We start from the raw sequence: 26,114 nt of genomic DNA, 5'->3' as shown, positions 1-26,114 counted from the left end.
GCTGCACTCCTCGCGCTCACCGGTCCACCTCCAGGCCCGAGGTCAACGGCGTGACCTCGTCGTACGTCCGATTCTGCTCGCGTTCCTGCTCGGCCTGCTCGTACGCGGTGACGAGGTCGGCGTAGCCGGGCACGGTGGACAGCAGCTCGGTGTGGGTGCCGCGGGCGACCACCCGGCCCTGCTCCACGTAGATCACCTCGTCGGCGAGCGCGATGGTGGCCCGGCGGTACGCCACCACCAGGATCGACGCCGGGGCGCCGTCGGCGGGCGCGCGCAGCCCGGCCAGGATGGCCGCCTCGACCCGCGGGTCGACAGCGCTCGTGGCGTCGTCGAGCACCAGCAGCCGGGGTCGCCCGGCGAGCGCCCGGGCCAGCGTCAGCCGCTGGCGCTGGCCGCCGGACAGCGACGTGCCCCGCTCGCCGACCATGGTGTCCAGCCCGTCCGGCAGCGCGGCCACGAAGCCGTCCGCCTCGGCCAGCCGCAGCGCCGCCCAGACCTCGTCGTCGCCGATGCCGGCCCGGTCGAGAGCGATGTTGGCCCGGACCGTGTCGTCGAAGACGAACGGCACCTGCGCCACGAGCGCCGCCGTGGCCGCCAGCGAGGCGGCGGTCAGCTCCCGCACGTCCACGCCGTCCAGCGTGACCCGGCCGGCGCCCGGGTCCACCAGGCGCACGGCGAGCGACGCGATCGTCGACTTGCCCGCGCCGGTTGGGCCGACCAGGGCGACCGTCTTCCCGGCCGGGACTGTGAACGTCACCTCGCCGAGCACCTGCGCGCCGGGCAGGTGCGCCTCGGCCGGCTCGTACGCGAAGTGCACGTCGTCGAAGGCGAGCGTGGCCGGCTCGTGGGTGGCCGGGTCGAGCGTCGTCGTGCCGTACGGCATCTCGCCGGTCGCGTCGAGCACCCGGCGGACCCGGTCCCACCCGGCGACGCTGCGCGGCAGCTCGGCCAGCACCCAGCCGATGGCGCGTACCGGGAAGGCCAGCACGGTGAACAGGAACGCGACGCTGACCAGCTCGGTCACGGTGATCGCGCCCTCGCGCAGCCGCAGCGCGCCGACCACCAGCACAGCGAGCGTGCCGAGGCTGGGCAACGTCTCCAGCATCGGGTCGAACACGCCACGCAGCCGGCCGACCGAGATCAGCGCGTCGCGCAGCTCACCGGCGCGGGAGGCGAAGCGGGCCGTCTCCTGGGCCTCGCGGCCCATCGTCTTGACCACGAGCGCGCCGTCGAAGCTCTCGTGCGCGATGCCGCTGACCTCGGCCCGCAGCCGCTGCGCCCGGGCCTGCCGGGGCGCCATCCGGCGGGAGTAGACCACGTTGAGCGCGAACAGCGCCGGGAACACGGCGAGGCCGACCAGGGCCAGCGCCCAGTCGGTGAAGAACAGTGAGGCCACCGCGCCGACGAGCATCACCAGCGTGCCGACCGCGAACGGCAGCGGCGCGATCGGGTACCAGGCCGCCTCCACGTCGGAGTTGGCGTTCGACAGCAGCGTGCCGGTGGAGTTGCGGTGGTGCCAGGCCAGCGGCAGTTCCAGGTAGCGGCGGGTGACCCGGCGGCGGTAGGCGGCCTGGAGCCGGTACTGCATGTAACCGGCGCCGAGCCGGCGGCCGAAGATGCCGACGACACGCAGCACGCTGATGCCGAACAGCGCCGTCGCGGCGAGCGCCAGCGCCCCGCGGGCCACCTCGCCGCGCTCCACGGCCGGCACGACGACGTCGCCGACCACCCCGCCGACCACGTACGCGCTGGCGATCACCAGGAGGCCGAACAGCACGCTGCCGCTGACCGCGACCGCGAAGATCCGTGGCTGTTCCCGGATGGCCCGGCCGAGCACCCGTAGCCCTCTGCCGAGCACGTCCCGACTTGTCCCGCTCGCCACGCTCTCCCCCGCCGTAAGCCGCAGTTTTCTCCCCCATCCTTACCGCTCGCCGCCCGTCCCGCCGACCCGGCCGGGATATGTCCGCCGTCACGTTCCCGCCGGAGCTGGGCCGACGGTGACCGGAGGCGGTCCGGCGGCGTGGTCGCGCCGGGCGTGGCGCGCCGATCAGCCGGGACCGGCCTACGATCGGGCCATGCCGCGGTACGCCCGAGCGGAGCGCGAGGCGCTCGCCGACCTGATGCTGGAAGTGGGACCGGACGCACCGACTGTGAACGAGGGGTGGACCACTCGTGACCTGGCGGCGCACCTGCTGGTGCGGGAGCGCCGGCCGGACGCGGCGGGCGGGATCCTGCTGCCGCCGCTGCGCGGCTACGGCGAGTCGGTCCGTCGGCGGATCGCCGCCGGGCCGTACGCCGACCTGATCGCCCGGGTACGCCGTCCCCCGGTGTGGAGCCCGGTGAGCAACCCGCTCACCGACGAGCTGGCGAACGGGATGGAGTTCTTCATCCACCACGAGGACGTGCGGCGCGCCCGTCCGGGCTGGCATCCGCGCGACCTGCCGGCCGGGCAGCAGGCGGTGCTGTGGAAGCGGGTCGCGCTGCTGGCCCGGATGGCACTGCGGCGGTTCCCGGCCGAGGTGCTGGTGCAGGCGCCGGGCTACGGCGAGCTGCGGGCCGGCGGCGGCGGCGAACGGCTGCGCCTGGTCGGTGCGCCGGGCGAGCTCGTCCTGTTCCTCACCGGACGGCAGCGGGTGGCCCGGGTCCAGGTGGACGGTCCGGCCGACCGCGCCGAGCGCCTGCGCACCGCCGAGCTGGGACTCTGACCGAGGGTGTGTAGCCGGTCGCTCGCTCACTGTGGAAAGTGGACGGACCGGCTTCGATAACGGTTACGTCCTCCCGTACGCTCCTGCGCACCGGCCCGACCCCGCGGGGCGGCGGACAGGGGACGACGACGATGCGCGACTTCGCCCTCTCGGCACTGCACGAGCCACCCTTTCCCTCCCGGCGCCACCCCGCCGTCGACCAGACGGCCGCGGAGAGCGCGGCCTGGGTACGCGACTTCGGCCTGGTGGAGGACCAGTCCGGGCGCCGGCGGCTGGCCGGGGCGCACGCCGCGGAGCTGGCCGCTCGCGCCTGCCCCGAGGCGTCGCCGTCCGGATTGCGCCTGCTCACCGACCTGATCAACTGGCTGTTCGTGGTGGACGACGCCTGCGACGACGACGGGCTCGGCGCGACGCCCACGCTGCTGGCGCCCACGCTGGCCGCGCTGCTGGCGGTGCTCGACCGGCACGGCGACCCGGAGGCGCCCGCACCGGCCGACGGCGGGCCGATCGCCCTGGCGCTGCACGACCTGTGCCGGCGGGCCCGCGACCGGGGCCGGCCGGCCCACCTGCTGCGCCTGGTCAGCCAGTTGCGGGAGTACCTGCTGGCGCTGCTCTGGGAGGCCGCCAACCGGGAACGCCGGCGGGTGCCGGGGGTGGCCGAGTACACGCAGATGCGCCGCCACACCGGCGGGGTGCGCCCCAGTTTCACTGTGACCGACCTGGCCCGCCCGTCCGCGCCCCGCGCCGACCAGCGGGTCGCGCCGGCGCTCACCGTGCTGGACGCCCTCGCCACCGACCTGATCTGCTGGTGCAACGACCTGTTCTCCTACGGCAAGGAGCGGGGCGCCACCCCGGAGGCGCACAACCTGGTCACCACGATCGCGGGCGAGACCGGGCAGGACGAGTCGGCGGCGCTGTACGCGGCGGCGGACCGGTTCAACAAGACCCTCGCCACGTACGCGGAGCGGGACGCGGCGCTGAGCGCCGTGGCCGACGAGGGGATGCGGGTCTTCCTGGACACCCGCCGGGACTGGATCAGGGCCACCTACGACTGGTCCCGCGCGGCCAGCCGGTATGCCTGAGCGGTTCCAGCAGGCGGGACCGCCGACGACTCGACCGATCGGGGCTAGCCGCTGGCCGGGTGCAGGCAATACCCTTCGGTAACCGCAGACCGGCGTGACCCCCGTCACGTCCCTCCACCCCTGAAGGCGGCTACAGCGATGGCTCTCGATGTACCGTACCGTTCCGTACCGGACATGTTCCTCAAGCGCGTGGCGGACTCCCCCGACCGGCACGCCTTCGCCCACCCCGCCCCCGACGACTCGGGCCCGGTCTGGCTGACGTGGGAGCAGGTCGGGCAGCGCGCCAAGGCGATCGCCGCCGGGCTGCACGGGCTCGGTGTCGGCCTGGAGAACCCGGTCGCGATCCTGGCCAACACGCGCCTGGACTGGGTGCTCGCCGACTTCGGCATCATGTGCGCCGGCGGGGCCACCACCACCGTCTACCCCACCACCGAACCCGACGACGCGGTCTACATCATCGCCGACTCCGGCTCGAAGGTGCTGTTCGCGGAGAACCCGGCCCAGGCGGCGAAGATCGCCGGGGCCGACCTGCCCGCACTGACCCACGTGGTGCTCTTCGACGGCACGCCCGACCCGGCGGCGGCCGTCCCGCAGCTCACCCTGGCCGAGCTGGAGGAGCGCGGCGCCGCGGCGCTGAGCGCCGAGCCGGACCTGATCGACATGCTCGTCGCCGGCATCGGCCCGGACCACCTGGCCACGCTGATCTACACCTCGGGCACCACCGGCCGCCCGAAGGGCGTGGAGCTGCTGCACGGCGGCTGGTGCTGGGAGGGCGTGGCGCAGGCCGAGCTGGGCCTGCTGCGCGTCGACGACCTGCAGTACCTGTGGCTGCCGCTGTCCCACTCCTTCGGCAAGACGCTGCTCTGCGGCGCCACCCACGTCGGCCTGCCCACGTACGTCGACGGCCGGGTGGACAAGCTCGTCGACCTGCTGGGCGTGGTGCAGCCGACGCTGATGTGCGGCGCGCCCCGGGTCTTCGAGAAGGTCTACAACAAGGCGGTCACCACCGCGCAGGGCGCGGGCGGCGCCAAGGCCAAGATCTTCGCCTGGGGCGTCGGGGTCGGCAAGGAGAAGGTCGCGCTGGAGCAGGCCGGCAAGCCGGTCCCGGCCGGGCTGCGGATGAAGTACGCGCTGGCCGAGAAGCTCGTGTTCAGCAAGCTCCAGGCCCGGCTGGGCGGCCGGATGCGGGTGCTGGTCTCCGGCGCGGCGCCGCTGAGCAAGGAGATCGCCACCTTCTTCGCCGCCGCCAACCTGCCCATCTCGGAGGGCTACGGCCTGACCGAGACCAGCGCGGGCGCGTTCGTGAACCCGCCCGGCGGGCTGAAGATCGGCAGCGTGGGCCGGGCCATGGGCGACCTGGAGTGCCGGATCGACACCGACGGCGAGGTCCTGATGCGGGGCAAGCCGGTCATGCGGGGCTACCACAACCTGCCCGAGGAGACCGCCGCCGCGTTCACCGAGGACGGCTTCTTCCGCACCGGCGACATCGGCACGCTCGACGACGACGGCTACCTGCGCATCACCGACCGCAAGAAGGATCTGGTCAAGACGTCCGGCGGCAAGTACGTCGCGCCGTCGCACATCGAGGGCATGTTCAAGGCGGTGTGCCCGTACACCTCGCAGGCCGTGGTGATCGGGCAGGCGCGCAACTACTGCACCATGCTCGTCACGCTGGACCCGGACGCGATCAAGGGCTGGGCCGCCGGCACGCCGCTGGAGGGCAGCGACTACACCACGATCGTCACCTCCCCGCAGGCACGGGAGATGGTCGAGGGATACGTCGCCGAGCTGAACGCCAAGCTCAACCGCTGGGAGACGATCAAGAAGGTGACGATCCTCCCCCGTGACCTCACCATCGAGGACGGCGAGGTCACGCCGTCGCTGAAGATCAAGCGCCGCAGCGTGGAGACGAACTTCGCCTCCGAGATCGACAAGATGTACGAGGGCACGCTCGCCGAGCTGTAGCCCGCACCGCCACACCGTCGCGCCGGCCGTGCCCCACCGTCCCGGGGCACGGCCGCGCGCCGTTCACAGGTGCTGCTGCCGCCAGCGGCTCTGCTCGGCCTCGGCGGCGATCTGCTCCTCCAGCGCGAGCTCGCGTACCCGGCGCCGGTGGCCGTCCTCGGAGCGTGTCTCCCAGGTGATGCCCGCGCCGGTGACGACTGCCAGCACACCGAGCGCGACCAGCTCCGGGATGCGGAAGACGAACGGGCCGACCACGGCCAGCGCCACCACCGCGGCCAGCAACGGCCAGTGCACCTCGCGCAGCGCGAGCCACCAGCACCCGGCGAGGCTGAGCAGGTACAGACCCACCCCGCCGAACAGGATCGCGCCCCAGAAGTCGCCCAGCGGCAGCCCCCAGGTGGGCGTGGCCGGGTCGGCGGCCTCGGCCAGCAGGTCCTTGAGGCCGAGCGCGTAGAGGATGGTCCCGGCGACCATCGGCAGGTGCATGAACGTGTACACGTCCCGGGTGAGCCGGACTCGGGTGGCCTCGTCCCGGGCGTGGTGCAGCGCCTGTTCCAGCGCGAAGGCGAGCGTGTCGAAGTACGCCCACCACAGCGCCGCGACGACCGCGATGCCGAGCAGCGCCGACACCGCCACCGGCCCGGTCAGCGGCAGCCCGTGTTTCGGGCCGAACCCGAGCGCGATGATCGACTCGCCGAGCGCGACCAGCACGATCAGCGCGTGCCGTTCGGCCCAGTGCCCGGCCGAGACCACCACCCACCACTGGCGGGCGAGCGTCACCCCGCCGACGTACTCGACGAGCAGCGCCAGCGTCCAGAGCGCCAGTTGCAGCGGGATCGCGAACCGCTCCTGCGGCAGCCGCGTCGGCACGGTTCCGGCGATGACCAGCAGCACCGTGGCGGCGGCCGGGAACGCGGCGCGCAGCAGCAATCGGCGGCGCCGGACCGGGTCGGCGCGGTCCACCCAGCCGAAGACCGTGAGCTGGGCCATCCGGATCACGAAGTAGCAGCCGGCGAAGACCAGCGGGCCGGGCAGCCCGCCGGGGAGGTCCTCGAACGCACTGGGCTCGCTGAGCACCAGCATGAACGTCGCCGCCACGGTGACGAAGCCGACCAGCGGCAGCACGCCCTGGTCGGCGCGGAAGAAGTTGCCCATCCGGGCGAAGCCGGTCCACGACCACCAGAGCAGCGCCAGCACCAGCAGGAAGCGGTAGAGGTTGGCCGGTGTGAGCTCCGAGGCGGTGAGCGTGGTGACGTTCAGGAACGCGAAGACGAAGACCAGGTCGTAGAAGAGCTCGAGCCGGGTGGTCCGGGAGCCAGGCGCGCTGCGCCGCACCCTCCACGACCACCGGACTCCCCTCCCGTTCCCCACCCGGGCAGTCTGCGGGCGCCGGCCGGTCCGGAGCCGTGCTTCGGACCGATCACCACCGGATCGGGCAGCCGGACCGGGTCAGGCGATGACGCTCGGCTCGCGCCACTGCGGGCGGCTGGTGCGGTCCAGGTCGTAGCGGACCGCGGCGAGGCGCCCGACCGCCTCCACCAGCTCGTCGGCGGGCAGCGTGAAAGGCAGCCGCAAGAAGCGCTCCAGCGTCCCGTCCAGGCCGAACCGGGGGCCGGGCGCCAGCCGTACGCCGACCTCCTCGGCCGCGCGGGCCAGCGCGCTGGAGATCGGGCCGTCCAGCTCGGCCCAGAGCGTGACGCCGCCGCCCGGCACGCGTACCCGCCAGTCGGGCAGCCGGTCGGCGAGCGCGGCGACCAGGGCGTCCCGCTGGGCGACGAGCTGGGCCCGGCGGGCGGCCACGATGGCCGGCGCCTCGGTGAGCAGGTGCACGGCGACGAGCTGGTCGAGCACCGGGCTGGCCATGTCCACCCCGACCCGGGCCGCGGCCAGCCGCTGCACCTGGGGCGCGGAGGCGCGTACCCAGCCGATCCGCAGCCCGCCCCAGTAGGGCTTGCTCATGCCGCCGATGCTGATCACCCGGGAGTGCCTGTCGAAGACGGCCACCGGTGGCGGCAGCGTGGTGTCGTCCAGCGGCAGGTCGACGAAGGACTCGTCGACCACCAGGTCGGTGCCGGCCGCGTGGGCCGTGCCGACCAGCCGCTCGCGCAGGTCGGCGGCCATCAGGTGGCCGGTCGGGTTCTGGAACTCGGGGATCACGTACGCGAGCTTCGGCCGGGTCTGCCGGAGGCTGCCGAGCAGCAGTTCGGCGTCCCAGCCCTCGTCGGACAGGCCGTGCGTGGCGATCCGGGCCCGCCGGGCGGACAGCGCGGCCAGCGCGTTGGGGTAGGTGGGCGACTCGACGAGCACGCCGCCGCCGGGCGAGAGGGCCAATCGCAGCACCAGATCCAGCGCGTGCTGGGTGCCGCTGGTGACCATGATCTGTTCCGGGCTGGTCGGCAGACCGCGCTCGGTGTAGGCGCGTGCCACCGCCTCGCGCAGCTCGATGATGCCGGTCGGGTGGTAGCCGGCGCCGCCGAGGTAGCGGGGCAGATCCTCGGCCGCGGCGCGGGCGGCCGGGACGAGCTGCGGGGGCGCGGACAGCGCGGCCACACCGAGGTCGATCATGTCGCGGTCGTCCAGCGGCGTCCACAGCCCGGTGCTGGCCACCCGGTGCCCGCCGGGCAGCATGGTCCAGCTCCCCGCGCCCCGGCGGCTGGCCAGGTGGCCGCTCTCCCGCAGTTCCCGGTACGCGGCGGTGACAGTGGTCCGGCTGATCCGCAGCGCCTCGGCCAGCTCCCGCTCGGCCGGCAGGCGTACCCCGAGGGGCAGCCGCCCGTCGGCGAGCAACCCGCGGACGGCGCCGGCGAGCGCGGCGTAGTCGGGGCTGCGCCGGCGGCCCGGCAGGGCGTGCCACTGGCCGAGGAGTCGCGCCAATTGGACGCCGCGCACCTGGCTGGTCATGGCCACACCTCCGAAATTGGCACCCTTGACGACCGCGATTGGACCCTAGGGTGGCATGCATGGCACAGCTTGGCAATCTCCGGCACCGGCCGGCGCGGCGACTCACCCAGCTCTACGCCGGGCTCGTCCTGTACGGCGTGAGCATGGCGCTGATGATCCGGTCGGAGCTGGGACTGGACCCGTGGGACGTGTTCCACCAGGGGCTCGCCCGGCAGACCGGCCTGTCCTTCGGCACCGTCACCATCGCCGTCGGCGCCCTCGTGCTGCTGCTCTGGATCCCGCTGCGGCAGCGGCCCGGCCTCGGCACGGTCAGCAACGTCGTGGTGATCGGACTGGTCGTCGACGCCACCCTGGCCGTGCTGCCGCCCGGGGAGGGCATGCCGGCGCGCGTCGCGCTGCTCGTCGCCGGGATCGTCGCCAACGGCGCCGCCACCGGCCTCTACATCGGCGCCGGGCTCGGCCCCGGCCCGCGCGACGGGCTGATGACCGGCTTCGTCGCCCGCCACCCCCGCTTCTCGGTCCGGCTGGTCCGCACCGTCATCGAGATCACCGTGCTGGCGCTCGGCTGGCTGCTCGGCGGCACCGTCGGCCTCGGCACGGTGGCCTACGCGCTGACCATCGGCCCGCTGGCCCAGTTCTTCATCCCGGTCTTCGCGCTGCCCGCACGACCGGCGGCCGGCGCCTACGCTACGTGACCGCGGCCGGGCCGACCGCCACGGCCCGGCCCGAGCCGCAACGCGCTGAGCTGCGACGACGCAGAACCGGGAAACCAGGTGTTTCCTCCGCCGTCGCCGCCGGGCATCATTCCTGCATGGGGGAGAACGGATGGCGTTGGAGCGACGCCTGGATCTTCGTCGCGCTTGTCATCGCCAGTGGCGCCGGCCGGCACCGGCGGGCCGCCGCGACACGCCGCCCCGAAGGCGTACGGCTGGCCGACGTCCTCTCCACAGCCGACCACCTCAACCAGGCCATCCCGGAGCGGCACGAGGTGGAGGGCGCGGTCCGGCGGCTCGTCGGCGCGGGCCTGGTCAGCGTGGCCGACGGCTGGTTCCGGGTCACCCCGGACGGTGAGCGGCTCTGGCGCACCCGGCCCAGCGCCGGTCTCGGCACCACAGTGGACACGGTGCAGGGCGTGCTGACCCGGCGGCACCCGCCCGCCGAGTCCGAGTGGCACCTCGACGAGGACGACCACGCCGCCGCCGTGCAGGAGTACGTGGTCCGGTCGATCCCGATGCCGCGCCGCTCGCCCGAGGGGCACTCCGGCCGGCAGTGACCGCCGCCTCAGCGCACCGGGTGGCCCGCGCCGCGCAGCGCGTCCTTGACCTCGCCGACGGTGAGTTCGCCGAAGTGGAAGACGCTCGCCGCGAGCACCGCGTCCGCCCCGGCGCCGACGGCCGGCGGGAAGTGGGCCACCTCGCCCGCGCCGCCGCTGGCGATCACCGGCACGTCGACCACCTCGCGGACCGCCTGGATCAGCGGCAGGTCGAACCCGGCCTTGGTGCCGTCGGCGTCCATCGAGTTGAGCAGGATCTCGCCCGCGCCCAGCTCGGCGCCGCGCGCCGCCCACTCGACCGCGTCCAGCCCGGTGCCCCGCCGGCCGCCGTGCGTGGTCACCTCGAAACCGCTCGGCGTCGTGCCGTCCGGTGCGCGGCGCACGTCCAGCGAGAGCACCAGGACCTGCCGGCCGAACCGGTCGGCGATCTCGGCGATCAGCTCCGGCCGGGCGATGGCCGCGGTGTTCACGCCGACCTTGTCCGCACCGGCGCGCAGCAACGTGTCGACGTCGGCGACCCGGCGGACACCGCCGCCCACTGTCAGCGGGATGAAGACCGACTCGGCGGTGCGCCGCACCACGTCGAGCATGGTGCCCCGGTCGCTGGACGAGGCGGTGACGTCGAGGAAGGTCAGCTCGTCCGCGCCGGCCCGGTCGTACGCCGCCGCCAGCTCCACCGGGTCGCCGGCGTCACGCAGGTCGAGGAAGTTGACCCCCTTGACCACGCGCCCGGCGTCCACGTCCAGACACGGGATGACCCGTACCGCCACCGTCATGCCCCGAGCCTAACGAACGCGCGGGCGGTGGTGACCCGCCGGTGAGGCCGGTCACCACCGCCCGCGGTGGAGTGCGTTCGCGCCGGTCAGAGACGGACCAGCATCTTGCCGAGGTTCTCGCCGCGCAGCAGGCCGAGGAACGCCTCGGGGGCCTGCTCGATGCCGTCGACGATCGTCTCGTCGTACGACAGCCGGCCCTCCCGCAGCCAGCCCGCCACCTCCTGCACGAACTGCTCCCGCAGGTGACCGTGGTCACCGACGAGGAAGCCGCGCAGCGTCAGCCGCTTACCGATCACCAGCGCCAGGTTGCGCGGCGCGGCGGGCGGCTCGGTGGCGTTGTACTGCGCGATCATGCCGCAGATGGCGGCCCGGCCGTGCAGGTTCATCGCCCCGATCGCGGCCTCCAGGTGATCGCCGCCGACGTTGTCGAAGTACACGTCGACGCCGTCCGGGGCGGCTGCCTTGAGCTGCTTGTACACCGGGCCGTCGTGGTAGTCGAAGGCGGCGTCGAAGCCGAGCGCGGTGAGTCGTTCCACCTTCGCCGCGGAACCGGCGCTGCCGATCACCCGGCCGGCGCCGCGCAGCTTCGCGATCTGGCCCACCATGCTGCCCACCGCGCCGGCCGCGCCGGAGACGAACACGGTCTCCCCCGGTTTCATCGCCGCCACGTCGAGCAGCCCGGCGTACGCGGTCAGCCCGGTCATGCCGAGCACGCCCAGGTACGCGGTGACCGGCGCCAGGCCGGGGTCGACCTTGCGCACGCTCTTGGCGTCCACCAGCGCGTACTCGCGCCAGCCGAACCCGTGCAGCACCGTGTCGCCGGGCTTGACGCCACCGGCCTCGCCGGCCACCACCTCACCGATCGCGCCGCCGTCCAGCGGGGCGTCGAGCGCGAACGGCGGCACGTACGACTTGACGTCGTTCATCCGCCCGCGCATGTACGGGTCGACGGACATGAACCGGTTTCGGACCACTACCTGTCCCGGGCCCGGCGTCGGCACCTCGGTGGTGACCAGCCGGAAGTTCTCCGGCGTCGGCCAGCCGTCCGGCCGGGACGCCAGATGGATCTCCCTGTTGACGCGCGCCTCACTCATCGGGCCTCCTCGGTTCGCACTGCGGGGCTCCGCTGCGCTGCACTCCTCGTGCTCACAGGGCCTCGCGGACCGTGCGGGTCACCTCGACGTTCCCACGGGTCGCGTTGGAGTAGGGGCAGACCTGGTGGGCCGCGTCGACGAGCTGCTCGGCAGCCGCGCGCTCGACAGCGGGCAGGTCCACCACGAGCGTCACGGCCAGGCCGTAACCGCCGCTGCCGTTCGGGCCGATGCCCACCTCGGCCTCGACGACGGAGCCGGAGACGTCCGCCTTGGCCTGACGGGCCACCACGCGCAGCGCGGAGTGGAAGCAGGCCGCGTAGCCGGCCGCGAAGAGCTGCTCCGGGTTGGCCGCGCCGCCGGCGCCCCCCATCTCCTTCGGTACGGCGAGGTCCAGCTCGACCGTGCCGTCGGAGGTCCGGACGTGACCGTCGCGGCCGTCGCCGGTGGCGCGGGCGGAGGCGGTGTAGAGCACCTGCATGTCACTGCTCCTTCTGTCGGTGGATCGTCTCGGTGACCCGGGTGAGGATGCCGTGGAGGAAGACCAGCTCGGCCTCGGTGAGCCCGGTGGCGGATGCCACCTGCCGCGGCACGTCACCCATCCGCTCCCGCAGCGCCCGGCCCCGGTCGGTGAGGCCCACCTCGACCCGGCGCTCATCCGCCGCCGAGCGGGTACGCACCACCAGACCGGCCGCCTCCAGTCGCTTGAGCAGCGGGGAGAGCGTGCCGGAGTCGAGCCGGAGCGCAGCGCCGAGCTCGGAGACCGTGGGGGCGTCGTCGTCGTGCTCCCAGAGCACCAGCAGCACCAGGTACTGCGGGTAGGTCAGCCCGTGCTCGTCGAGGATGGGCCGGTAGACGTCGGTCAGGGCGCGCGACGCCGCGTAGAGCGCGAAGCACACCTGCCGGCGCAGTACCAGATCATCGGTCACGCCCTGAACCGTAGCGTGCAATCAAGTTGTGCACAACTTATCGGGGCGTGGAGCGGTGCGGCGCCGGTCACCCGGCACCGCTCAGCGGTCCGGCAGGTACGCCTCCAGCTCGACCTCGACCAGGAGATCCGGGTCGATCAGCCCGGCCACCACCACCATCGTGGCGACCGGGCGCACCGGGCCGAACACCCCGTTGTGCGCCCGGCCCACCTCGTCGGCGTAGATCCGGTCCGTCACGTACATCCGGGTCCGCACCACGTCCCCCGGCCCGGCGCCGACCTCGGCCAGCGCGTCCAGGCCGATCCGGATCGCCTGCGCGGTCTGCGCCGCCGCGTCGCCGGCGTGCGCGACCCGGCCGTCGACCGTGGACGTGCAGCCGGCCGTGATCGCCAGTGTGCCGGCCCGGACCACCCGCGAGTAGCCGTAGAGCGCCTCCCACGGGCCGCCCGAGCCGAGCCGGGTCACCACCCCGGCGTCCACCGGCCTCTCGGCCGGCTCGGCCGTCACGCGCCGGCCCGCAGCGCCGCCAGCGCCTCGGCGACGGTGAACGCGCCCGCGTAGAGCGCCTTACCGGCGATCACGCCCTCCACCCCCACCGGCTCCAGCGTGGCCAGCGCCCGCAGGTCGTCCAGCGTGGACACACCACCGGAGGCGATCACCGGGGCGTCGGTGCGGGCGCACACCTCGCGCAGCAGGTCCAGGTTCGGCCCGCGCATGGTGCCGTCCTTGGTGATGTCGGTGACCACGTACCGCGCCGCGCCCGCGGCGTCCAGCCGGGCCAGCACCTCGTAGAGGTCGCCGCTGTCGCGGGTCCAGCCGCGCGCCGACAGGGTACGGCCGCGCACGTCCAGCCCGATCGCCACCCGGTCGCCGTACTCGCCGCAGATCCGGTCGCACCACTGCGGATCCTCCAGCGCGGCGGTGCCGATGTTGACCCGGGCCGCCCCGGTGCCGAGCGCCGCCCGCAGCGACTCGTCGTCACGGATGCCGCCGGACAGCTCCACCTTCACGTCCAGCTTGCCGACCACCTCGGCGAGCAGCGCGGCGTTGGAGCCCCGCCCGAACGCCGCGTCCAGGTCGACCAGGTGGATCCACTCCGCGCCGTCGGACTGCCAGGCCAGCGCCGCGTCCAGCGGATCGCCGTACGCGGTCTCGCTACCGGCGGCGCCCTGCACGAGCCGGACGGCCTGGCCGTCGGCGACGTCCACGGCGGGCAACAGGGTGAGGCTCAACGCTTCTCTCCTCGGATCCTCAACGACGGTCCAGCGCGATCACCACATCGCGGGCAGGACCAGCAACAACAACACGACCAGCACCAGCCGCAGCGCGAGGTCGTCCACCAGACTCCAGATGGCGGCCACCGCCACCACGGTGAGCACCAGGATCGTCGCCCGCTCGCGGCGGGTGTGCCGGCGCAGCCGGCCGGTACGGCCGCGCCGCAGCGACGGCGTCAGCCGGCGTACCAGAGAACGACGCCGCTCCCGGCGCGCCACCCGGCGGGCGCGGACGGCGCGCGCCCGCTCCTGCTCGGCCTCGCGCGCCGCGCGGCGGCGGGCCCGCTCCTTGCTCACGCGGACGCCCGCGTGCCCGCCAGCGGGCCGGTCACAGCGTGCCGAGCCAGTTGCGCAGCAGCGCGGCACCGGCGTCGGCCGACTTCTCCGGGTGGAACTGCGCGGCCGACAGCGGCCCCCGCTCCACCGCCGCGACGAAGTCCGCGCCGTGGTGCGAGGTGGTCACAGTGGCCCCCGCCTCGGCCAGCGCCGCCGGGTCGGTCACCCCGTAGGAGTGGACGAAGTAGAACCGGGTGCCCGCCGGCAGTCCGGCGAACAGCGTCGAGCCGGCCGGCGGCCGCACGGTGTTCCAGCCCATGTGCGGCAGCCGCCGCGCGGGCAGCCGGGTCACGCCGCCGGGCAGCAGCCCGAGCCCCTTGGTGACCACGCCGTGCTCCTCGCCGTGCCCGAACAGGATCTGCATGCCGACGCAGATGCCCAGCACCGGCCGCCCGGCGGCGACCCGGTCGGCGATGACCGGCCCGGCGCCCAGCGCCTCGATCCCGGCCATGCACGCGGCGAACGCGCCCACGCCCGGCACCACCAGGCCGTCGGCCGACGCGGCGGCGTCCAGGTCGTCGGTGACAGTCACGTCGGCGCCGGCGCGCGCCACCGCGCGCTCGGCCGACCGCAGGTTGCCCGAGCCGTAGTCGAGCACCACCACCCGCCGCGTCATCAGCTCTCCCCCGGCAGCAGCCAGAGCACCCCGGCAGCGGTCGCCAGCAGGGCCAGCAGACCGGTGATCACCACGGCGGCGCGGGGCGCGCCCTGCTTGAGCAGCGACCACGTCCCGCCGACCAGCAGGCCGGCCAGGATCAACAGAAGCGTGGGCAGCACCTTCATTACAGAGCGCCCTTCGTCGACGGCACCACACCCGCGTTACGCGGATCGATAGCGGTGGCCTCGCGCAGCGCGCGGGAGACGGCCTTGAACTGCGCCTCGACCACGTGGTGGGCGTCCGGGTGGCCGCCGGGACGAGCCGCGCGCAGCACGTCCACGTGCAGCGTGATCCGGGCCGACTGGCCGAACGACTCCCAGATGTGCCGGGTCATGCTCGTCGGGTAGACCGGCCCGATGTACGGGGCCAGCGCCGGCTCGTCGTGCACCACGTACGGGCGGCCGGACAGGTCCACCGCGGCCCGGACCAGCACCTCGTCCATCGGGACGGTCGCCGAGCCGTACCGCCGGATGCCGGCCTTGTCGCCCAGCGCCCGGTCGAACGCCGCGCCCAGCGCGAGCGCGGTGTCCTCCATCGTGTGGTGCGCGTCGATCTCCAGGTCACCGACGGTGTGCACGGTCAGGTCGAAGCCGCCGTGCCGGGCGATCTGGTTGAGCATGTGGTCGTAGAAGCCGACGCCGGTCTCGATGTCGGCCTTGCCGGTGCCGTCGAGGTCGATCTCGACGAGCACCTTCGTCTCGTTTGTGACCCGCTCGATCCGGGCGATCCGGCTCATGAAACTGTCTCCATCGCGGTGAGGAAGGCGTCGGTCTCGGTCGGGGTTCCGGCGGTGACGCGCAGCCAGCCGGGCAGGCCGACGTCGCGCACCAGCACGCCGGCATCGAGCAGGGTACGCCAGGCCACCGCCTGGTCCCCCTCGACGGCGAACAGCACGAAGTTGGCGTCGCTGTCGGCCACCCGGTGGCCCCGGGCACGCAGCTCGGCGACGATCCGGTCCCGCTGCTCCTTGATCGCGGCCACGGTGCCGAGCAGAGCGTCCCGGTGCGCCAGCGCCGCGCGGGCGGCGGCCTGGGTGAGTGCGGACAGGTGGTACGGCAGCCGGACCAGCTGCACCGCGTCCACCACCGCCGGGTCGGCCGCCAGGTAGCCGAGCCGGCCGCCGGCGAACCCGAACGCCTTGCTCATGGTGCGGGTCACCACCAGCCGCGGGTGACCGGGCAGCACGGCGAGCGCGCTCACCGTGCCGGGACGGGCGAACTCGGCGTACGCCTCGTCCACGATCACCATGCCTGGTGCCTCGTCCAGCACGGCGGCGACCACCGCCGGGTCGAGCGCGGTGCCGGTCGGGTTGTTCGGCGAGCAGAGGAACACCACGTCCGGCCGGTGCTCGCGGACCTGGGCCACCGCCTCGCCGGCGGTGAGCCCGAAGTCCTCGCCGCGCCGGGCGGGCACCCACCGGGTGCCGGTGCCGAGCGTCAGCAGCGGGTGCATCGAGTACGCCGGGGTGAACCCGAGCGCGGTGCGCCCCGGACCGCCGAACGCCTGGAGCAGCTGCTGCTGGATCTCGTTGGAGCCGTTCGCCGCCCACACGTGGTCGGCGGTGAGCCCGTGGCCGAGGTAGGCGGCCAGGTCGGCGCGCAGCGCCACCGCGTCCCGGTCCGGGTAGCGGTTGAGGTCGCGCAGCTCGGCGGCGACCGCCTTGCCGATCGCCTCCACCACCGGCTCGGGCACCGGGTAGGAGTTCTCGTTGGTGTTCAGCCGCACCGGCACGTCGAGCTGCGGTGCCCCGTACGGCGTCCGTCCGCGCAGGTCGTCGCGGATCGGCAGGTCGTCGAGCGTGGTCACGACGGGCCGCCCCCGGGGAACCGGACGCTGACCGCCTGGCCGTGCGCGGGCAGGTCCTCCACGGTCGCCAGCGTGACCACGTGCGGCGCCACGTCGCGCAGCGCGTCCTGGGTGTATTCGACCAGGTGCACGCCGCGCAGGAACGACTGCACGGACAGCCCGGAGGAGTGCCGGGCGCAGCCGCCGGTGGGCAGCACGTGGTTGGAGCCCGCGCAGTAGTCGCCGAGCGACACCGGCGACCAGGCGCCGACGAACACCGCCCCGGCGTTTCGGACCCGCAGCGCCCAGTCGCGGGCGTTCTCGGTCTGGATCTCCAGGTGCTCGGCCGCGTACGCGTCGACCGCCCGCAGCCCTGCCTCCAGGTCGTCGACCAGGACCACGCCGCTCTGCTCGCCGCGCAGCGCGGTGCCGATCCGCTCGGCGTGCTTGGCCGCCGGCGCCTGCCGGGCCAGCTCCGCGTCGACCGCGTCGGCCAGCGCCGTGGACGGGGTGACCAGCACGCTCGCCGCGAGGGGGTCGTGCTCGGCCTGGCTGATCAGGTCGGCCGCGACGTGCGCCGGGTCGGCGGTGTCGTCGGCCAGGATCGCGATCTCGGTCGGGCCGGCCTCGGCGTCGATGCCGACCACGCCGCGCAGCAGCCGCTTCGCGGCGGTGACCCAGATGTTGCCCGGACCGGTGATCATGTCGACCGGCTCGCAGCGCTCGTCGCCGGCCGGGTCGACGCCCGCGCCGTACGCGAGCATGGCGACCGCCTGGGCGCCGCCGACCGCGTACACCTCGTCCACGCCGAGCAGCGCGCACGCGGCGAGGACCCGCCGGTCGGGCAGCCCGTCGTTGTCCTTCTGCGGCGGGCTCACCACCACCAGGGAGCGCACCCCGGCCGCCTGGGCCGGGACCACGTTCATCACCACCGTCGACGGGTACATGGCCAGGCCGCCGGGCACGTAGAGACCGACCCGGTCGACCGGCACCCACCGCTCGGTCACAGTGCCGCCGGGCACCACAGTCGTGGTGTGGTCGGTGCGGCGCTGGTCGGCGTGGACCTTGCGGGCCCGGGTGATCGACTCCAGCAACGCGGCGCGTACCTGCGGGTCCAGCTCGTCCTCGGCGGCGCGGATCGTCTCGACCGGCACCCGCAGCCGCTCCGGCGAGACGCCGTCGAACCGTTCGCTCGCCTCCCGGATCGCCGGGTACCCATGGTCCCGGACCGCCTCCACGAGCGGGCGGATCCGCTCGACCGCCACGGAGACGTCGAGCTGGGCACGGGGCAGCAGGCGGCGCGGGTCACGGGCCCCGCCGCGCAGGTCGATCCGATTCAGCACGCCTGCGAGTCTAGGCCGCCGCCGGTGTCACCGGCCGGGGCCGCCCGCACGCCGGGACGGTGAGCCGGGACACGCGCGGGCGGGCGGGTTGGCGATACGCTCGATCACGTGAGCGCACGGCTGCCGGTGTTCCCGCTCGGGACCGTCCTCTTCCCCGGGCTGGTCCTTCCGCTGCACATCTTCGAGGAGCGCTACAAGGCGCTGGTGCGCCACCTCGTGGGCCTGCCCGAGGGCGCGCCGCGCGAGTTCGGCGTGGTGGCGATCCAGGCCGGCTGGGAGGTCGCGCCGGCCGGGCCGCCGGGGCGTTCCGGGCCGCCCGGCGGCGACGTCACGCTGCACGAGGTGGGCTGCACCGCCGAGCTGCGGCAGGTCACCGAGCTGGCCGACGGCGGCTTCGACATCGTCACCGTCGGGCGGCGGCGGTTCCGGGTCGCCGAGGTGGACGCCTCCGCCGAGCCGTACCTGACCGCCGAGGTGGAGTGGCTGCCGGAGCCGGACGGCCCGGACGAGGTCTCCGACCTGCTGGCGGCCCGGGTGATCTCGGTGTTCCGGCAATACCTGGGCCTGATCCGGCCGGACCAGCAGGAGATCACCGAGCAGCTGCCGGAGGATCCGACGGTCCTGTCGCACCTGGTCGCCGCGACCGCCGCGCTGACCGTCGCCGACCGGCAGCGGCTGCTCGCCGTCGACGACACCGCCGGGCGGCTGCGCGCCGAGCTGCGCCTGCTCAACCGGGAGACGGCGTTGCTGCGGCAGGTGCGCGCGGTGCCGGTGCCGCTCAGCGAGCTGGCTGGTCCCCCGGCGCCGAACTGAACCCGGGCGGGGGCGGCGGCCAGGCCGCGTCGGGCTCCGGCTCCGGCCGCAGCGACGGCCACCGCGACCAGCCCGCCAGCAGCGTGTACGTGACGGCGGCGCCGAACGCGGCGAGCAGCAGGTTCCCGTGCGGCACCGGCAGCGGGCCGTACCAGTCGACGCCGCCGGCGCGCAGGTCGACGGGCTTGGTGAAGGCGGTGCCCGGCGGCGCGGTCTCCACCAGCCGCTGGAACGTCGACAGCCCGATCCGGCGGCCGACCTGCCAGGCCACCACCGCCGCGCCGAGACCGCCGAGCGTCACCGCGAGCAGGCCGGCCGGGCCGCGCCGGCGGCGCAGCAGCACCCACAGGGCGATCGCGGCGAGCACGCCGAAGCCGAGCGTCAGGAGGCTGAACCAGCCGTCCGCGGCGATCGGCTGCTCCGGCTGCGTGGTCGCGTAGACCGTGCCGGCGGGGGTCTGCCGGACCGGGGTGGCGGGCGCCGCCCATGCCCACAGCAGGCCCAGCGGCGCGCCGAGCGCGGTGAGCAGTGCGACCACGCCGAGCGTGGTGAGCAGCGGGCGGCCGGATCGGGTGGCGTCGGCGCCGGGTAGCTCCGCCACCACGCCCGGGTATCCGGCGAGCGGGTCGGCGCCGGGCGCGGTGACCGGCGTGCCGGCGGGTACCGGCAGGCCGCCGGGCCAGCCGGGCGGCTGCTCGCGCTCGGGCCACGCGCCGCCGGGAAGCGGGGCCGCGTCGCCGGTACGCGCGTCGGTGCCGTCGGTGCGCGCGTCGGTGCCGTCGGTGCGCTCGCGCGCCCGCTCGGGCTCAGGGGTGTCCGGACTCACCCGTTGATCCTCTCAGGCCCGGGCACGGCTCGGGGCGATGGTCGGCGCTCAGCGCGCGAACGGTTCCAGCATCACCGCTGCCGCCTTGAGCCAGGCGTTGCGGGTCTCGGCCTGGAGCTGGTGGTACTCGATCGAGGAGCCGGTCTCCAGCGCCGGGTCGTAGGGCACCACGGCGACCGCCCGGGTCCGGGTGGCGAAGTGCCGTTCCAGGTCGTCCTGCAACGAGGTACGCCCCGGCGTGGGGCAGGAGATCAGCGTGACCGCGTTGTCGGCCAGCTCGCCCATGCCCACCTCGTGCAGCAGGTCGAGCATCCAGTCCGCGCTGAACGCCGCGTCCTCGCGCGGCACGGTGGTCACCACGAGCTGGTCGGCGGCCTGCATGACGGTGCGCCAGTTCGGGCTCTCCACGTTGTTGCCGGTGTCCACGCAGACCACCTCGTGGGTGCGGCGCAGCAGCTCCAGCACCCGCTTGACGGTGAACTGGTCGAGCCGCTGGGCGAAGCGCGGGCTCTCCTCGCCGGCCAGCACGTCGTACGAGCCGTCGGAGGCATGCCGCAGGTAGTCGTCGAGGTGCGACAGCAGCGTGTTGCCTTCGAGGATCTCGATCTGCGCCAGGTCGTGGATCAGGTGGCGGATGGTGCGGGCGTGCCGGGCGCTGCCGGCCCGCAGACCGAGCGTGCCGCGCAGCTCGTTGTCGTCCCAGGCGAGCACGCCGCGCCCGCGGACGCTGCCCACCGTCGCGGCGGCGAGCACGGTGGCTGTGGTCTTGTGCACCCCGCCCTTGGGGTTGGCGAAGGCGAGCACCCGCGGGGTGCCCAGCTCGCGGCGCAGCACGCTGGTGGCCCGTTCCAGTTCCGGGTCCGGCTCCGGGGCGCGCCACTGCACCTGGGCCGCGTCGACCCGGCCGGAGCGGCCCTCCAGCGGGCGGCGGGGCGCGGGCACCACCGGCTCCGGGGCGGGCGGCGTGTCCGGCCGGTAGCGGCCCCGGTCGAGCAGCGCGTAGCGGGACTCGGGCGGCGGCGGCGCGGGCCGGTAGCCGCCGTCGAGAAGGGAGTACCGGGACTCGGCCGGCGCCTCGGCCCGGCCGCGCGGCTCCGGACGGGCCGGGTCGGGCCGCCAGGACGGTTCCGGGCGCGGCTCGGCGGTGAACGGCTGCTCGGGGCGCGGGTCGGGCGCGAACGACGGGTCGGCGCGCCAGGACGGGTCGGGCGGATAGGGCTGCCCGGCGCGCCAGGACGGTTCGGGGTCGCTGCGGTACGCCGGTTCGGCCTGGTAGGCCGGCTCGCCGTCGTGCCGGGGATCGGCGCGGAAGGCCGGGTCGACCCGGAACGTGGCCTCGGCCCGGTAAGCGGGCTCGGCGCCGTACGACCCGTCGGGGGCGCGGCCGACGGCGGTGGCGCGGCCGGTCCACCCGGTGCCCGCGCCACGGCGGGGCAGCGGGTCGGGCGGCGGCGCCGGTTGCTCCTCGACGTGCCGGTCGGCGTCGGCGTGCTCCGCGCCGCGACCGCCGAGCCGGGCCCGGTCGAGCAGCGCCCGCCACCGCGGTGCCGGCTCGCCCTGCCGACCCCAGCCGGTCTCGCTGCCGTCCAAGGATTCGCCCTCCCCCAGCCCATCGATCTCCGCCTGACAGGCTACGAACGAAACCCTATTCGGACCACTCCCCGCGCCGCACATCGCCCGGTGGCCCGCCGCACCATGGGATCGGCCCGGTCGCCGTGTGCCCCGATGTCTCAGGAGGTGGGAGCGGGATTGGGCGCCCCGGAGCCGGTGACGGACCCGGGGGCGGTGGGTGAAGGTCCGCTCACCGTCCGTGCGGCTTCCGACGAATCGCCCATTCCGCCTGCCTCGGCCGGCCCGGTGTCGGCCGGCGGCCGGACCACGTCACGCTGCTCGGGAAGCGGCGGGGTGAACACGGTCCGGTCCAGACGTGTCACCTCCGGCGCCGGGTCCACCACCCGCACGCCCGGACGACCGGCCAGCCCGCGCAGGGCGTCCGGCGGGGCACTGACGACCGCGGCGTAGACGCAGGCGCAGCCCGTCCGGTACGCCTCCGCCTCGCGGGCGGCGACCTCGGCGCCGCTGTCGTACACCCGGCGCAGTTCCGGATCGGCGGTGGCGGCGGCGCGGGACCGGTAGTCCGCGGTCTCCCGGTCCTTGCGCGTCGCGACGCCGGCCATCCCGGCCACCACGTCCCGGGGCAGGGTCAGCGCCGCGATCCGGACGATCTCGGTCTGCCGGCCGGGCAGCGGCACCCGTGCCACCACCGCCGAGACCCGCGTGCCGTCCAGCGTGGCGGCCGCCCGCGCCGGGGTCAGGTAACCGTCGAACGAGACCAGCGCGTAGCCGTCGGGCGCGTCGAGGCGGGCCAGTTCGTCCCCGGCGGCGCGCAGGTACGCCGGGATGCTCGCGCCGTCGATCACACCGACCCGGGTCACCTCGCCCACAGTACGGTCGCTCACCGGGCGGTCCCGCCGCTGTGCCACCGCCACCACGAGCACCACCAGCGCGCAGGCCAGCGCGAGCCAGGTCAGCGCGGCGGACCGGGACCGGCGGGGCCGCGCGGCGTCGTCACTCACGTCAGTCGCGCAGGATCTCCAGCGCCCGGGCCAGGTCGTCCGGGTACTCGCTGACGAACGTCACCTCGTCGCCGGTGCCCGGGTGCGCGAAGCTCAGCGAGCGGGCGTGCAGCCACTGCCGGGACAGCCCGAGCCGGGCCGACAGCGTCGGGTCCGCGCCGTAGGTCAGGTCGCCCACGCAGGGGTGCCGCATGCTGGAGAAGTGCACCCTGATCTGGTGCGTACGCCCGGTCTCCAGCCGCACGTCGAGCAGGCTGGCGGCGGGGAACGCCTCGAGCGTGTCGTAGTGCGTGATGCTCGGCTTGCCGCCGGAGACCACGGCCCAGCGGTAGTCGTGGTGCGGGTGCCTGTCGATCGGCGCGTCGATGGTGCCGCGCAGCGGATCCGGGTGACCCTGCACCACGGCGTGGTAGCGCTTCTCCACCTCGCGGTACTTGAACGCCCGCTTCAGCGCGGTGTACGCGCGCTCGCTCTTGGCCACCGCCATGATCCCGGTGGTGCCCACGTCGAGCCGGTGCACCACACCCTGCCGCTCCGCGGCGCCGCTCGTGGAGATCCGGTGGCCGATGCCGGCCAGCCCGCCGATCACTGTGGGGCCGGTCCAGCCCGGGCTCGGGTGCGCCGCCACGCCGACCGGCTTGTCGACCACCACGATGTCGTCGTCGGCGTACACCACTGTCAGGCCGGGCACGGCCTGCGGCACCACGGCGGGCGGCGCGGCCGGCGCCGGCAGCGTGACCTCCAGCCACGAACCCGCCTTGACCTTGTACGAGTTGGGCCGGGCCACGCCGTCGACGAGCGCGTCGCCCGCGTCGATCAGGCCGGCGGCGGCGGTACGGGAGAGCCCGAGCAGGCGGGACACGGCCTGGTCCAGGCGCATGCCGTCGAGGCCGTCCGGCACGGGCAGGGAACGGGTGTCGCCGCCGGCGGCGAACGCGGAGGTCACGCGCTCTCCCGCTGCTCGGCCGGGGCGGCGTCGTCGCGCTTCTCGTCGCGCAGCCGGGAGCCGTCGCGCTGCCGGCCGGTCAGCTCCAGGAAGACCGCGAGCACCACGCCGCACACCAGTGAGCTGTCGGCCAGGTTGAACACCGGCCAGACCTGGCCGTACGGGTCGAAGAGGCTGATCATGTCGACCACGTGGCCGACGAAGTGCCCTGGAGCGCGGAAGATCCGGTCGATCAGGTTGCCGAGCGCGCCGCCCAGCACCAGGCCCAGCGACACCGCCCACGGCAGCGAGCGCAGCCGCAGCGCCATCCAGGTGATCCACCCGATCACCACGAACGTGATGATCGGGAAGATCCAGGTGTGGTCGGAGCCGATGCTCCAGGCCGCGCCGCTGTTGCGGGTCAGGCTGAGGTAGACCGCGCCGCCGAGCAGCGACACCGGCTCCCGGCCGGTCAGCTCGGCCAACGCGAGCTGCTTCGTGCCGAGGTCCGCCAGCAGCGAGAACAGGGACACGCCGAGCAGCAGGCCGACGGCCTTACGGCGGGGCGCGCCGGCGCCCGTCTCGGTGGTGCCGGACCCGGCGGGCGGTGCTGCGGTCATCTGCTCCCCATCGACGCTTGCGACGGCGTGGTCACCGTCTGCCGTACGGCCGCCGGGGAGCGGTGATCAGCGCCGCTCCGCCAGCTGCTTGCACGTCACGCAGAGGGTGGCCGACGGGAACGCGGCGAGCCGCTCCACCGGGATCGGGTTGCCGCACCGCTCGCACCAGCCGTAGCCACCCTCGTCGAGGCGCTCCAGCGCGCGCTCGACCTGCGTGATCCGTTCCTTGATGCTGTTGGCGAGAGAGATCTCCTGCTCCCGCTCGAACGTCTTGGTGCCGGTGTCGGCCTGGTCGTCCCCGGCCGAGTCGGTCAGCCGGTCGCGCTGCAGCTCGGTGATCTCGCTCAGCGTCTGATCGTACTCGGCGTTGAGCTCGTCCCGCCGTGCCGCCAGGGCGGCCCGGATCTTCTCGGTCTCCGCCGCGCTGCGGGTGGCCTTCGCCACCGGCTTGCGACCGGCGGTCCTGGTGTCGGCTGGCTTCGCCATCGTCAGCTCCCTCAGCCGCGTGGCGCGGCGGTCAGCGGTGCGTGGGCGGGACGCCGTCGTCGGCGTCGTCCGCGTACGGAAGGGTGCACGGCGAGCGGGCCCGCCGTGCACTCCGGAGGTTGGCAAGAATACGGAACGTACAGGCGTCCGACAACGTGCCGCACCGTCGTCCCACGTATCCGCCCCGGACTGCCATCAATCGGGGCAAAAGGAACGGTAGCAGATCAGCGGGCCGGCTCCTCGCCGTACTCCCCGAACCACCTCGCCAGCCGGCCCCGGCGGCTCACCGCCCGCAGCCGCCGCTCGGTCTCGTCCCGTACGCCCGCGGTGGCGACGATGAGCAGGCTGTCCCCGACCTTGAGCCGGGTGTCGGCGCCCGGCACGAAACCGGCACCGTCGCGCAGCACGAGCGTCACCGCCGCGCCGACCGGCAGCCGCAGCTCGTCCACGTGCACCCCGGCCAGCCGCGACCCGGCCGGCACCTCCATCTGGAGCAGGTCGGCGCGCATCCGTTCCAGCGGGGCGGTCTCCAGCAGGATCTCGCTCGCCTCGGCCGGCGCGGTCACCCCCAGCCGGCGGGCCGCCGGCGCCAGCGTCCCGGCCTGGAGCAACGTGAAGATCACCACCAGGACGAAGACGGCGTCGAACAGGCGGGCCGCGCCCGGCACGTGCAGCGACAGCGGGATGGTCGCCAGCACGACCGGCACCGCGCCGCGCAGCCCGGCCCAGGACAGGAACAGCTGCTCGCGCAGGCTCACCCGGAACGGCAGCGCGGAGACCGCCACCGACAGCGGCCGGGCGAGCAGCAGCAGGGCCAGCCCGGTGATCACGGCCGGCAGCACCGCCGCGTCCAGCCGGCTCGGCGAGACCAGCAGGCCGAGCAGCACGAACAGGCCGATCTGGGCCAGCCAGGCCAGCCCGTCGGCGAAACCGAGGATGGCCTGGCGGTGCGGCAGCCGCGAGTTGCCGAGCAGCACGCCCGCGACGTACACCGCGAGGAAGCCCGAGGCGTGCAGCACCGAGCCGGCCGCGTACGCCAGCACGGTGAAGCCGACCACCGCGATCGGGTACAGGCCGGCCGACGGCAGCGCGGCCCGGCGCAGCGCGTACCGGCCGGCCAGGCCCGCGCCGACACCGACCGCCGCGCCGGCGCTCAGCTCGTAGCCGAGCAGCAGCACCTCGTACCACCAGGGGTGGGCGGCCTCGACCCCGGCGCGGGACAGCAGCAGCACCAGCAGCACGACCGGGGCGTCGTTCACCCCGGACTCGGCCTCCAGCGCGGCCACCAGCCGGGGCGGCAGGCGCAACCGGCGCAGCGTGGCGAACACGGCCGCCGCGTCGGTGGAGGAGAGCACCGCGCCGTAGAGCAGCGACAGCCGCCAGTCCAGGCCGAGCAGCAGGTGCACCACCACGCCGACGACCACGATGCTGACCACGACGCCGACCGTGGACAGCGCCGCGGCCAGGCCCAGCACCGGCCGCAGCGTGCTCCACCGCGCGGTCAGCCCGCCCTCCGCGATGATCACGATGAGCGCGCAGAAGCCGAGCACCCGGGTCAGTTCGACGTCGTCGAACCGGATGCCCAGGCCGGCCTCGCCGAGCAGCACGCCCAGCGCCAGGTAGACCAGCAGGCTCGGTACGCCGAGCCGGGTGGAGAACCGCACCGCGCCCACCGCGACCAGCAGCACGGCAGCGCCCACGAGCAGCGCGACGTCGAGCCCCGGGGTCATCGCCGGCCGGCCGGACCGGA

The 26,114-nt window shown here is 74.5% G+C and carries 27 protein-coding genes and 1 pseudogene; 6 read left to right on the top strand and 22 right to left on the bottom strand.

From position 1 onward, the window contains the following. Positions 1-16: 16 nt before the first annotated feature. Positions 17-1,882: an ABC transporter ATP-binding protein gene (locus FB455_RS01220; RefSeq protein WP_186461607.1), complete on the bottom strand. Its 1,866-nt coding sequence runs from the start codon at positions 1,880-1,882 to the stop codon at positions 17-19. A 193-nt stretch (positions 1,883-2,075) separates the two neighbouring features. Here FB455_RS01220 and FB455_RS01215 point away from each other — a divergent pair, with 193 nt between their 5' ends. From FB455_RS01215 to FB455_RS01205, 3 genes are all read left to right on the top strand, one after another. Further along, entirely contained in the window at positions 2,076-2,705 is a 630-nt protein-coding gene (locus FB455_RS01215; protein ID WP_071098337.1) for a TIGR03085 family metal-binding protein, read from the top strand. A 131-nt stretch (positions 2,706-2,836) separates the two neighbouring features. Next, the gene (locus FB455_RS01210) at positions 2,837-3,787 is read left to right on the top strand and encodes a terpene synthase family protein (protein ID WP_145751845.1); all 951 of its coding nucleotides are present in this window, start codon (positions 2,837-2,839) and stop codon (positions 3,785-3,787) included. Between the two features lie 138 nt (positions 3,788-3,925). Beyond that, positions 3,926-5,752, top strand: a complete 1,827-nt coding sequence (locus tag FB455_RS01205; RefSeq protein WP_128137452.1) for an AMP-dependent synthetase/ligase — start codon at positions 3,926-3,928, stop codon at positions 5,750-5,752. Positions 5,753-5,815: 63 nt separating this feature from the next. Here the strand turns inward: FB455_RS01205 and FB455_RS01200 are convergent, their stop codons facing one another. Next, positions 5,816-7,087: a low temperature requirement protein A gene (locus tag FB455_RS01200; RefSeq protein ID WP_145751842.1), complete on the bottom strand. Its 1,272-nt coding sequence runs from the start codon at positions 7,085-7,087 to the stop codon at positions 5,816-5,818. Between the two features lie 114 nt (positions 7,088-7,201). Then, positions 7,202-8,653 carry a MocR-like transcription factor YczR gene (gene yczR, locus FB455_RS01195; protein WP_145751839.1) on the bottom strand — a complete coding sequence of 484 codons (1,452 nt, stop codon included), beginning with the start codon at positions 8,651-8,653 and terminating at the stop codon, positions 7,202-7,204. A 59-nt stretch (positions 8,654-8,712) separates the two neighbouring features. On the opposite strand from yczR, the gene yczE reads away from it, so the two are divergent. Both yczE and FB455_RS01185 read left to right on the top strand, forming a co-directional pair. Further along, positions 8,713-9,348 (top strand): membrane protein YczE, encoded by a 636-nt coding sequence (gene yczE / locus FB455_RS01190; protein WP_145751836.1) that lies wholly within the window; start codon positions 8,713-8,715, stop codon positions 9,346-9,348. A 116-nt stretch (positions 9,349-9,464) separates the two neighbouring features. Beyond that, positions 9,465-9,926, top strand: a complete 462-nt coding sequence (locus tag FB455_RS01185; RefSeq protein ID WP_013287572.1) for a hypothetical protein — start codon at positions 9,465-9,467, stop codon at positions 9,924-9,926. A gap of 8 nt (positions 9,927-9,934) precedes the next feature. Here FB455_RS01185 and hisF read toward each other — a convergent pair whose 3' ends face one another. The 12 genes and pseudogenes from hisF to hisD form a co-directional block, all read right to left on the bottom strand. After that, complete coding sequence (hisF, locus tag FB455_RS01180) at positions 9,935-10,702, bottom strand: imidazole glycerol phosphate synthase subunit HisF (RefSeq protein ID WP_013287573.1); 768 nt, start codon at positions 10,700-10,702, stop codon at positions 9,935-9,937. Positions 10,703-10,788: 86 nt separating this feature from the next. Further along, the gene (locus tag FB455_RS01175) at positions 10,789-11,796 is read right to left on the bottom strand and encodes an MDR family NADP-dependent oxidoreductase (RefSeq protein WP_145751834.1); all 1,008 of its coding nucleotides are present in this window, start codon (positions 11,794-11,796) and stop codon (positions 10,789-10,791) included. Positions 11,797-11,848: 52 nt separating this feature from the next. Beyond that, complete coding sequence (locus FB455_RS01170; RefSeq protein WP_013287575.1) at positions 11,849-12,274, bottom strand: organic hydroperoxide resistance protein; 426 nt, start codon at positions 12,272-12,274, stop codon at positions 11,849-11,851. Position 12,275: 1 nt separating this feature from the next. Continuing rightward, positions 12,276-12,722 carry a MarR family winged helix-turn-helix transcriptional regulator gene (locus FB455_RS01165; protein ID WP_013287576.1) on the bottom strand — a complete coding sequence of 149 codons (447 nt, stop codon included), beginning with the start codon at positions 12,720-12,722 and terminating at the stop codon, positions 12,276-12,278. A gap of 81 nt (positions 12,723-12,803) precedes the next feature. Then, a complete protein-coding gene (locus FB455_RS01160) occupies positions 12,804-13,229 on the bottom strand; it encodes a Rid family hydrolase (RefSeq protein WP_145751832.1) in 426 nt (141 codons plus the stop codon). Further along, positions 13,226-13,954 (bottom strand): bifunctional 1-(5-phosphoribosyl)-5-((5-phosphoribosylamino)methylideneamino)imidazole-4-carboxamide isomerase/phosphoribosylanthranilate isomerase PriA, encoded by a 729-nt coding sequence (gene priA, locus FB455_RS01155; RefSeq protein ID WP_145751831.1) that lies wholly within the window; start codon positions 13,952-13,954, stop codon positions 13,226-13,228. The genes FB455_RS01160 and priA overlap by 4 nt, the downstream gene beginning before the upstream one ends. A gap of 19 nt (positions 13,955-13,973) precedes the next feature. Next, positions 13,974-14,293 (bottom strand): annotated as a pseudogene (locus FB455_RS01150) (hypothetical protein). Between the two features lie 31 nt (positions 14,294-14,324). Next, entirely contained in the window at positions 14,325-14,948 is a 624-nt protein-coding gene (gene hisH, locus FB455_RS01145) for an imidazole glycerol phosphate synthase subunit HisH (RefSeq protein WP_030271938.1), read from the bottom strand. Next, a complete protein-coding gene (locus FB455_RS34145) occupies positions 14,948-15,115 on the bottom strand; it encodes a hypothetical protein (protein ID WP_013475798.1) in 168 nt (55 codons plus the stop codon). Before FB455_RS34145 ends, hisH begins: the two co-directional genes overlap by 1 nt. Beyond that, on the bottom strand, positions 15,115-15,726 hold the full coding sequence (hisB, locus tag FB455_RS01140) for an imidazoleglycerol-phosphate dehydratase HisB (protein ID WP_013287582.1): 612 nt from the start codon (positions 15,724-15,726) through the stop codon (positions 15,115-15,117). Before hisB ends, FB455_RS34145 begins: the two co-directional genes overlap by 1 nt. Continuing rightward, the gene (locus FB455_RS01135; protein ID WP_013287583.1) at positions 15,723-16,796 is read right to left on the bottom strand and encodes a histidinol-phosphate transaminase; all 1,074 of its coding nucleotides are present in this window, start codon (positions 16,794-16,796) and stop codon (positions 15,723-15,725) included. The genes hisB and FB455_RS01135 overlap by 4 nt, the downstream gene beginning before the upstream one ends. Next, a complete protein-coding gene (gene hisD, locus FB455_RS01130) occupies positions 16,793-18,118 on the bottom strand; it encodes a histidinol dehydrogenase (RefSeq protein ID WP_145751826.1) in 1,326 nt (441 codons plus the stop codon). Before hisD ends, FB455_RS01135 begins: the two co-directional genes overlap by 4 nt. A gap of 108 nt (positions 18,119-18,226) precedes the next feature. Here hisD and FB455_RS01125 point away from each other — a divergent pair, with 108 nt between their 5' ends. Further along, complete coding sequence (locus tag FB455_RS01125) at positions 18,227-18,931, top strand: LON peptidase substrate-binding domain-containing protein (protein WP_013287585.1); 705 nt, start codon at positions 18,227-18,229, stop codon at positions 18,929-18,931. On the opposite strand, the gene FB455_RS01120 is transcribed toward FB455_RS01125, so the two are convergent. From FB455_RS01120 to FB455_RS01090, 7 genes are all read right to left on the bottom strand, one after another. Next, positions 18,897-19,757 carry a DUF2567 domain-containing protein gene (locus FB455_RS01120; RefSeq protein ID WP_013287586.1) on the bottom strand — a complete coding sequence of 287 codons (861 nt, stop codon included), beginning with the start codon at positions 19,755-19,757 and terminating at the stop codon, positions 18,897-18,899. The two genes, FB455_RS01125 and FB455_RS01120, sit on opposite strands and share 35 nt — an antisense overlap. A 48-nt stretch (positions 19,758-19,805) precedes the next feature. Next, positions 19,806-21,347, bottom strand: coding sequence for an ATPase (locus FB455_RS01115; RefSeq protein WP_013287587.1), 1,542 nt, complete (start codon positions 21,345-21,347; stop codon positions 19,806-19,808). 140 nt (positions 21,348-21,487) lie between these two features. Beyond that, the gene (locus FB455_RS01110; RefSeq protein ID WP_030271931.1) at positions 21,488-22,333 is read right to left on the bottom strand and encodes a hypothetical protein; all 846 of its coding nucleotides are present in this window, start codon (positions 22,331-22,333) and stop codon (positions 21,488-21,490) included. Between the two features lies 1 nt (position 22,334). Next, on the bottom strand, positions 22,335-23,279 hold the full coding sequence (locus FB455_RS01105; protein WP_013287589.1) for an RluA family pseudouridine synthase: 945 nt from the start codon (positions 23,277-23,279) through the stop codon (positions 22,335-22,337). After that, positions 23,276-23,878 carry a signal peptidase II gene (lspA, locus tag FB455_RS01100; protein ID WP_030271929.1) on the bottom strand — a complete coding sequence of 201 codons (603 nt, stop codon included), beginning with the start codon at positions 23,876-23,878 and terminating at the stop codon, positions 23,276-23,278. The genes FB455_RS01105 and lspA overlap by 4 nt, the downstream gene beginning before the upstream one ends. 66 nt (positions 23,879-23,944) lie before the next feature. Beyond that, positions 23,945-24,364: a TraR/DksA family transcriptional regulator gene (locus tag FB455_RS01095; protein WP_013287591.1), complete on the bottom strand. Its 420-nt coding sequence runs from the start codon at positions 24,362-24,364 to the stop codon at positions 23,945-23,947. 224 nt (positions 24,365-24,588) lie between these two features. Next, a complete protein-coding gene (locus FB455_RS01090; RefSeq protein WP_013287592.1) occupies positions 24,589-26,094 on the bottom strand; it encodes a potassium/proton antiporter in 1,506 nt (501 codons plus the stop codon). Positions 26,095-26,114: the final 20 nt, after the last annotated feature.

The organism is Micromonospora sp. CNZ296, assembly GCF_007827635.1.
This window is presented reverse-complemented; position numbering and strand designations above follow the sequence as displayed.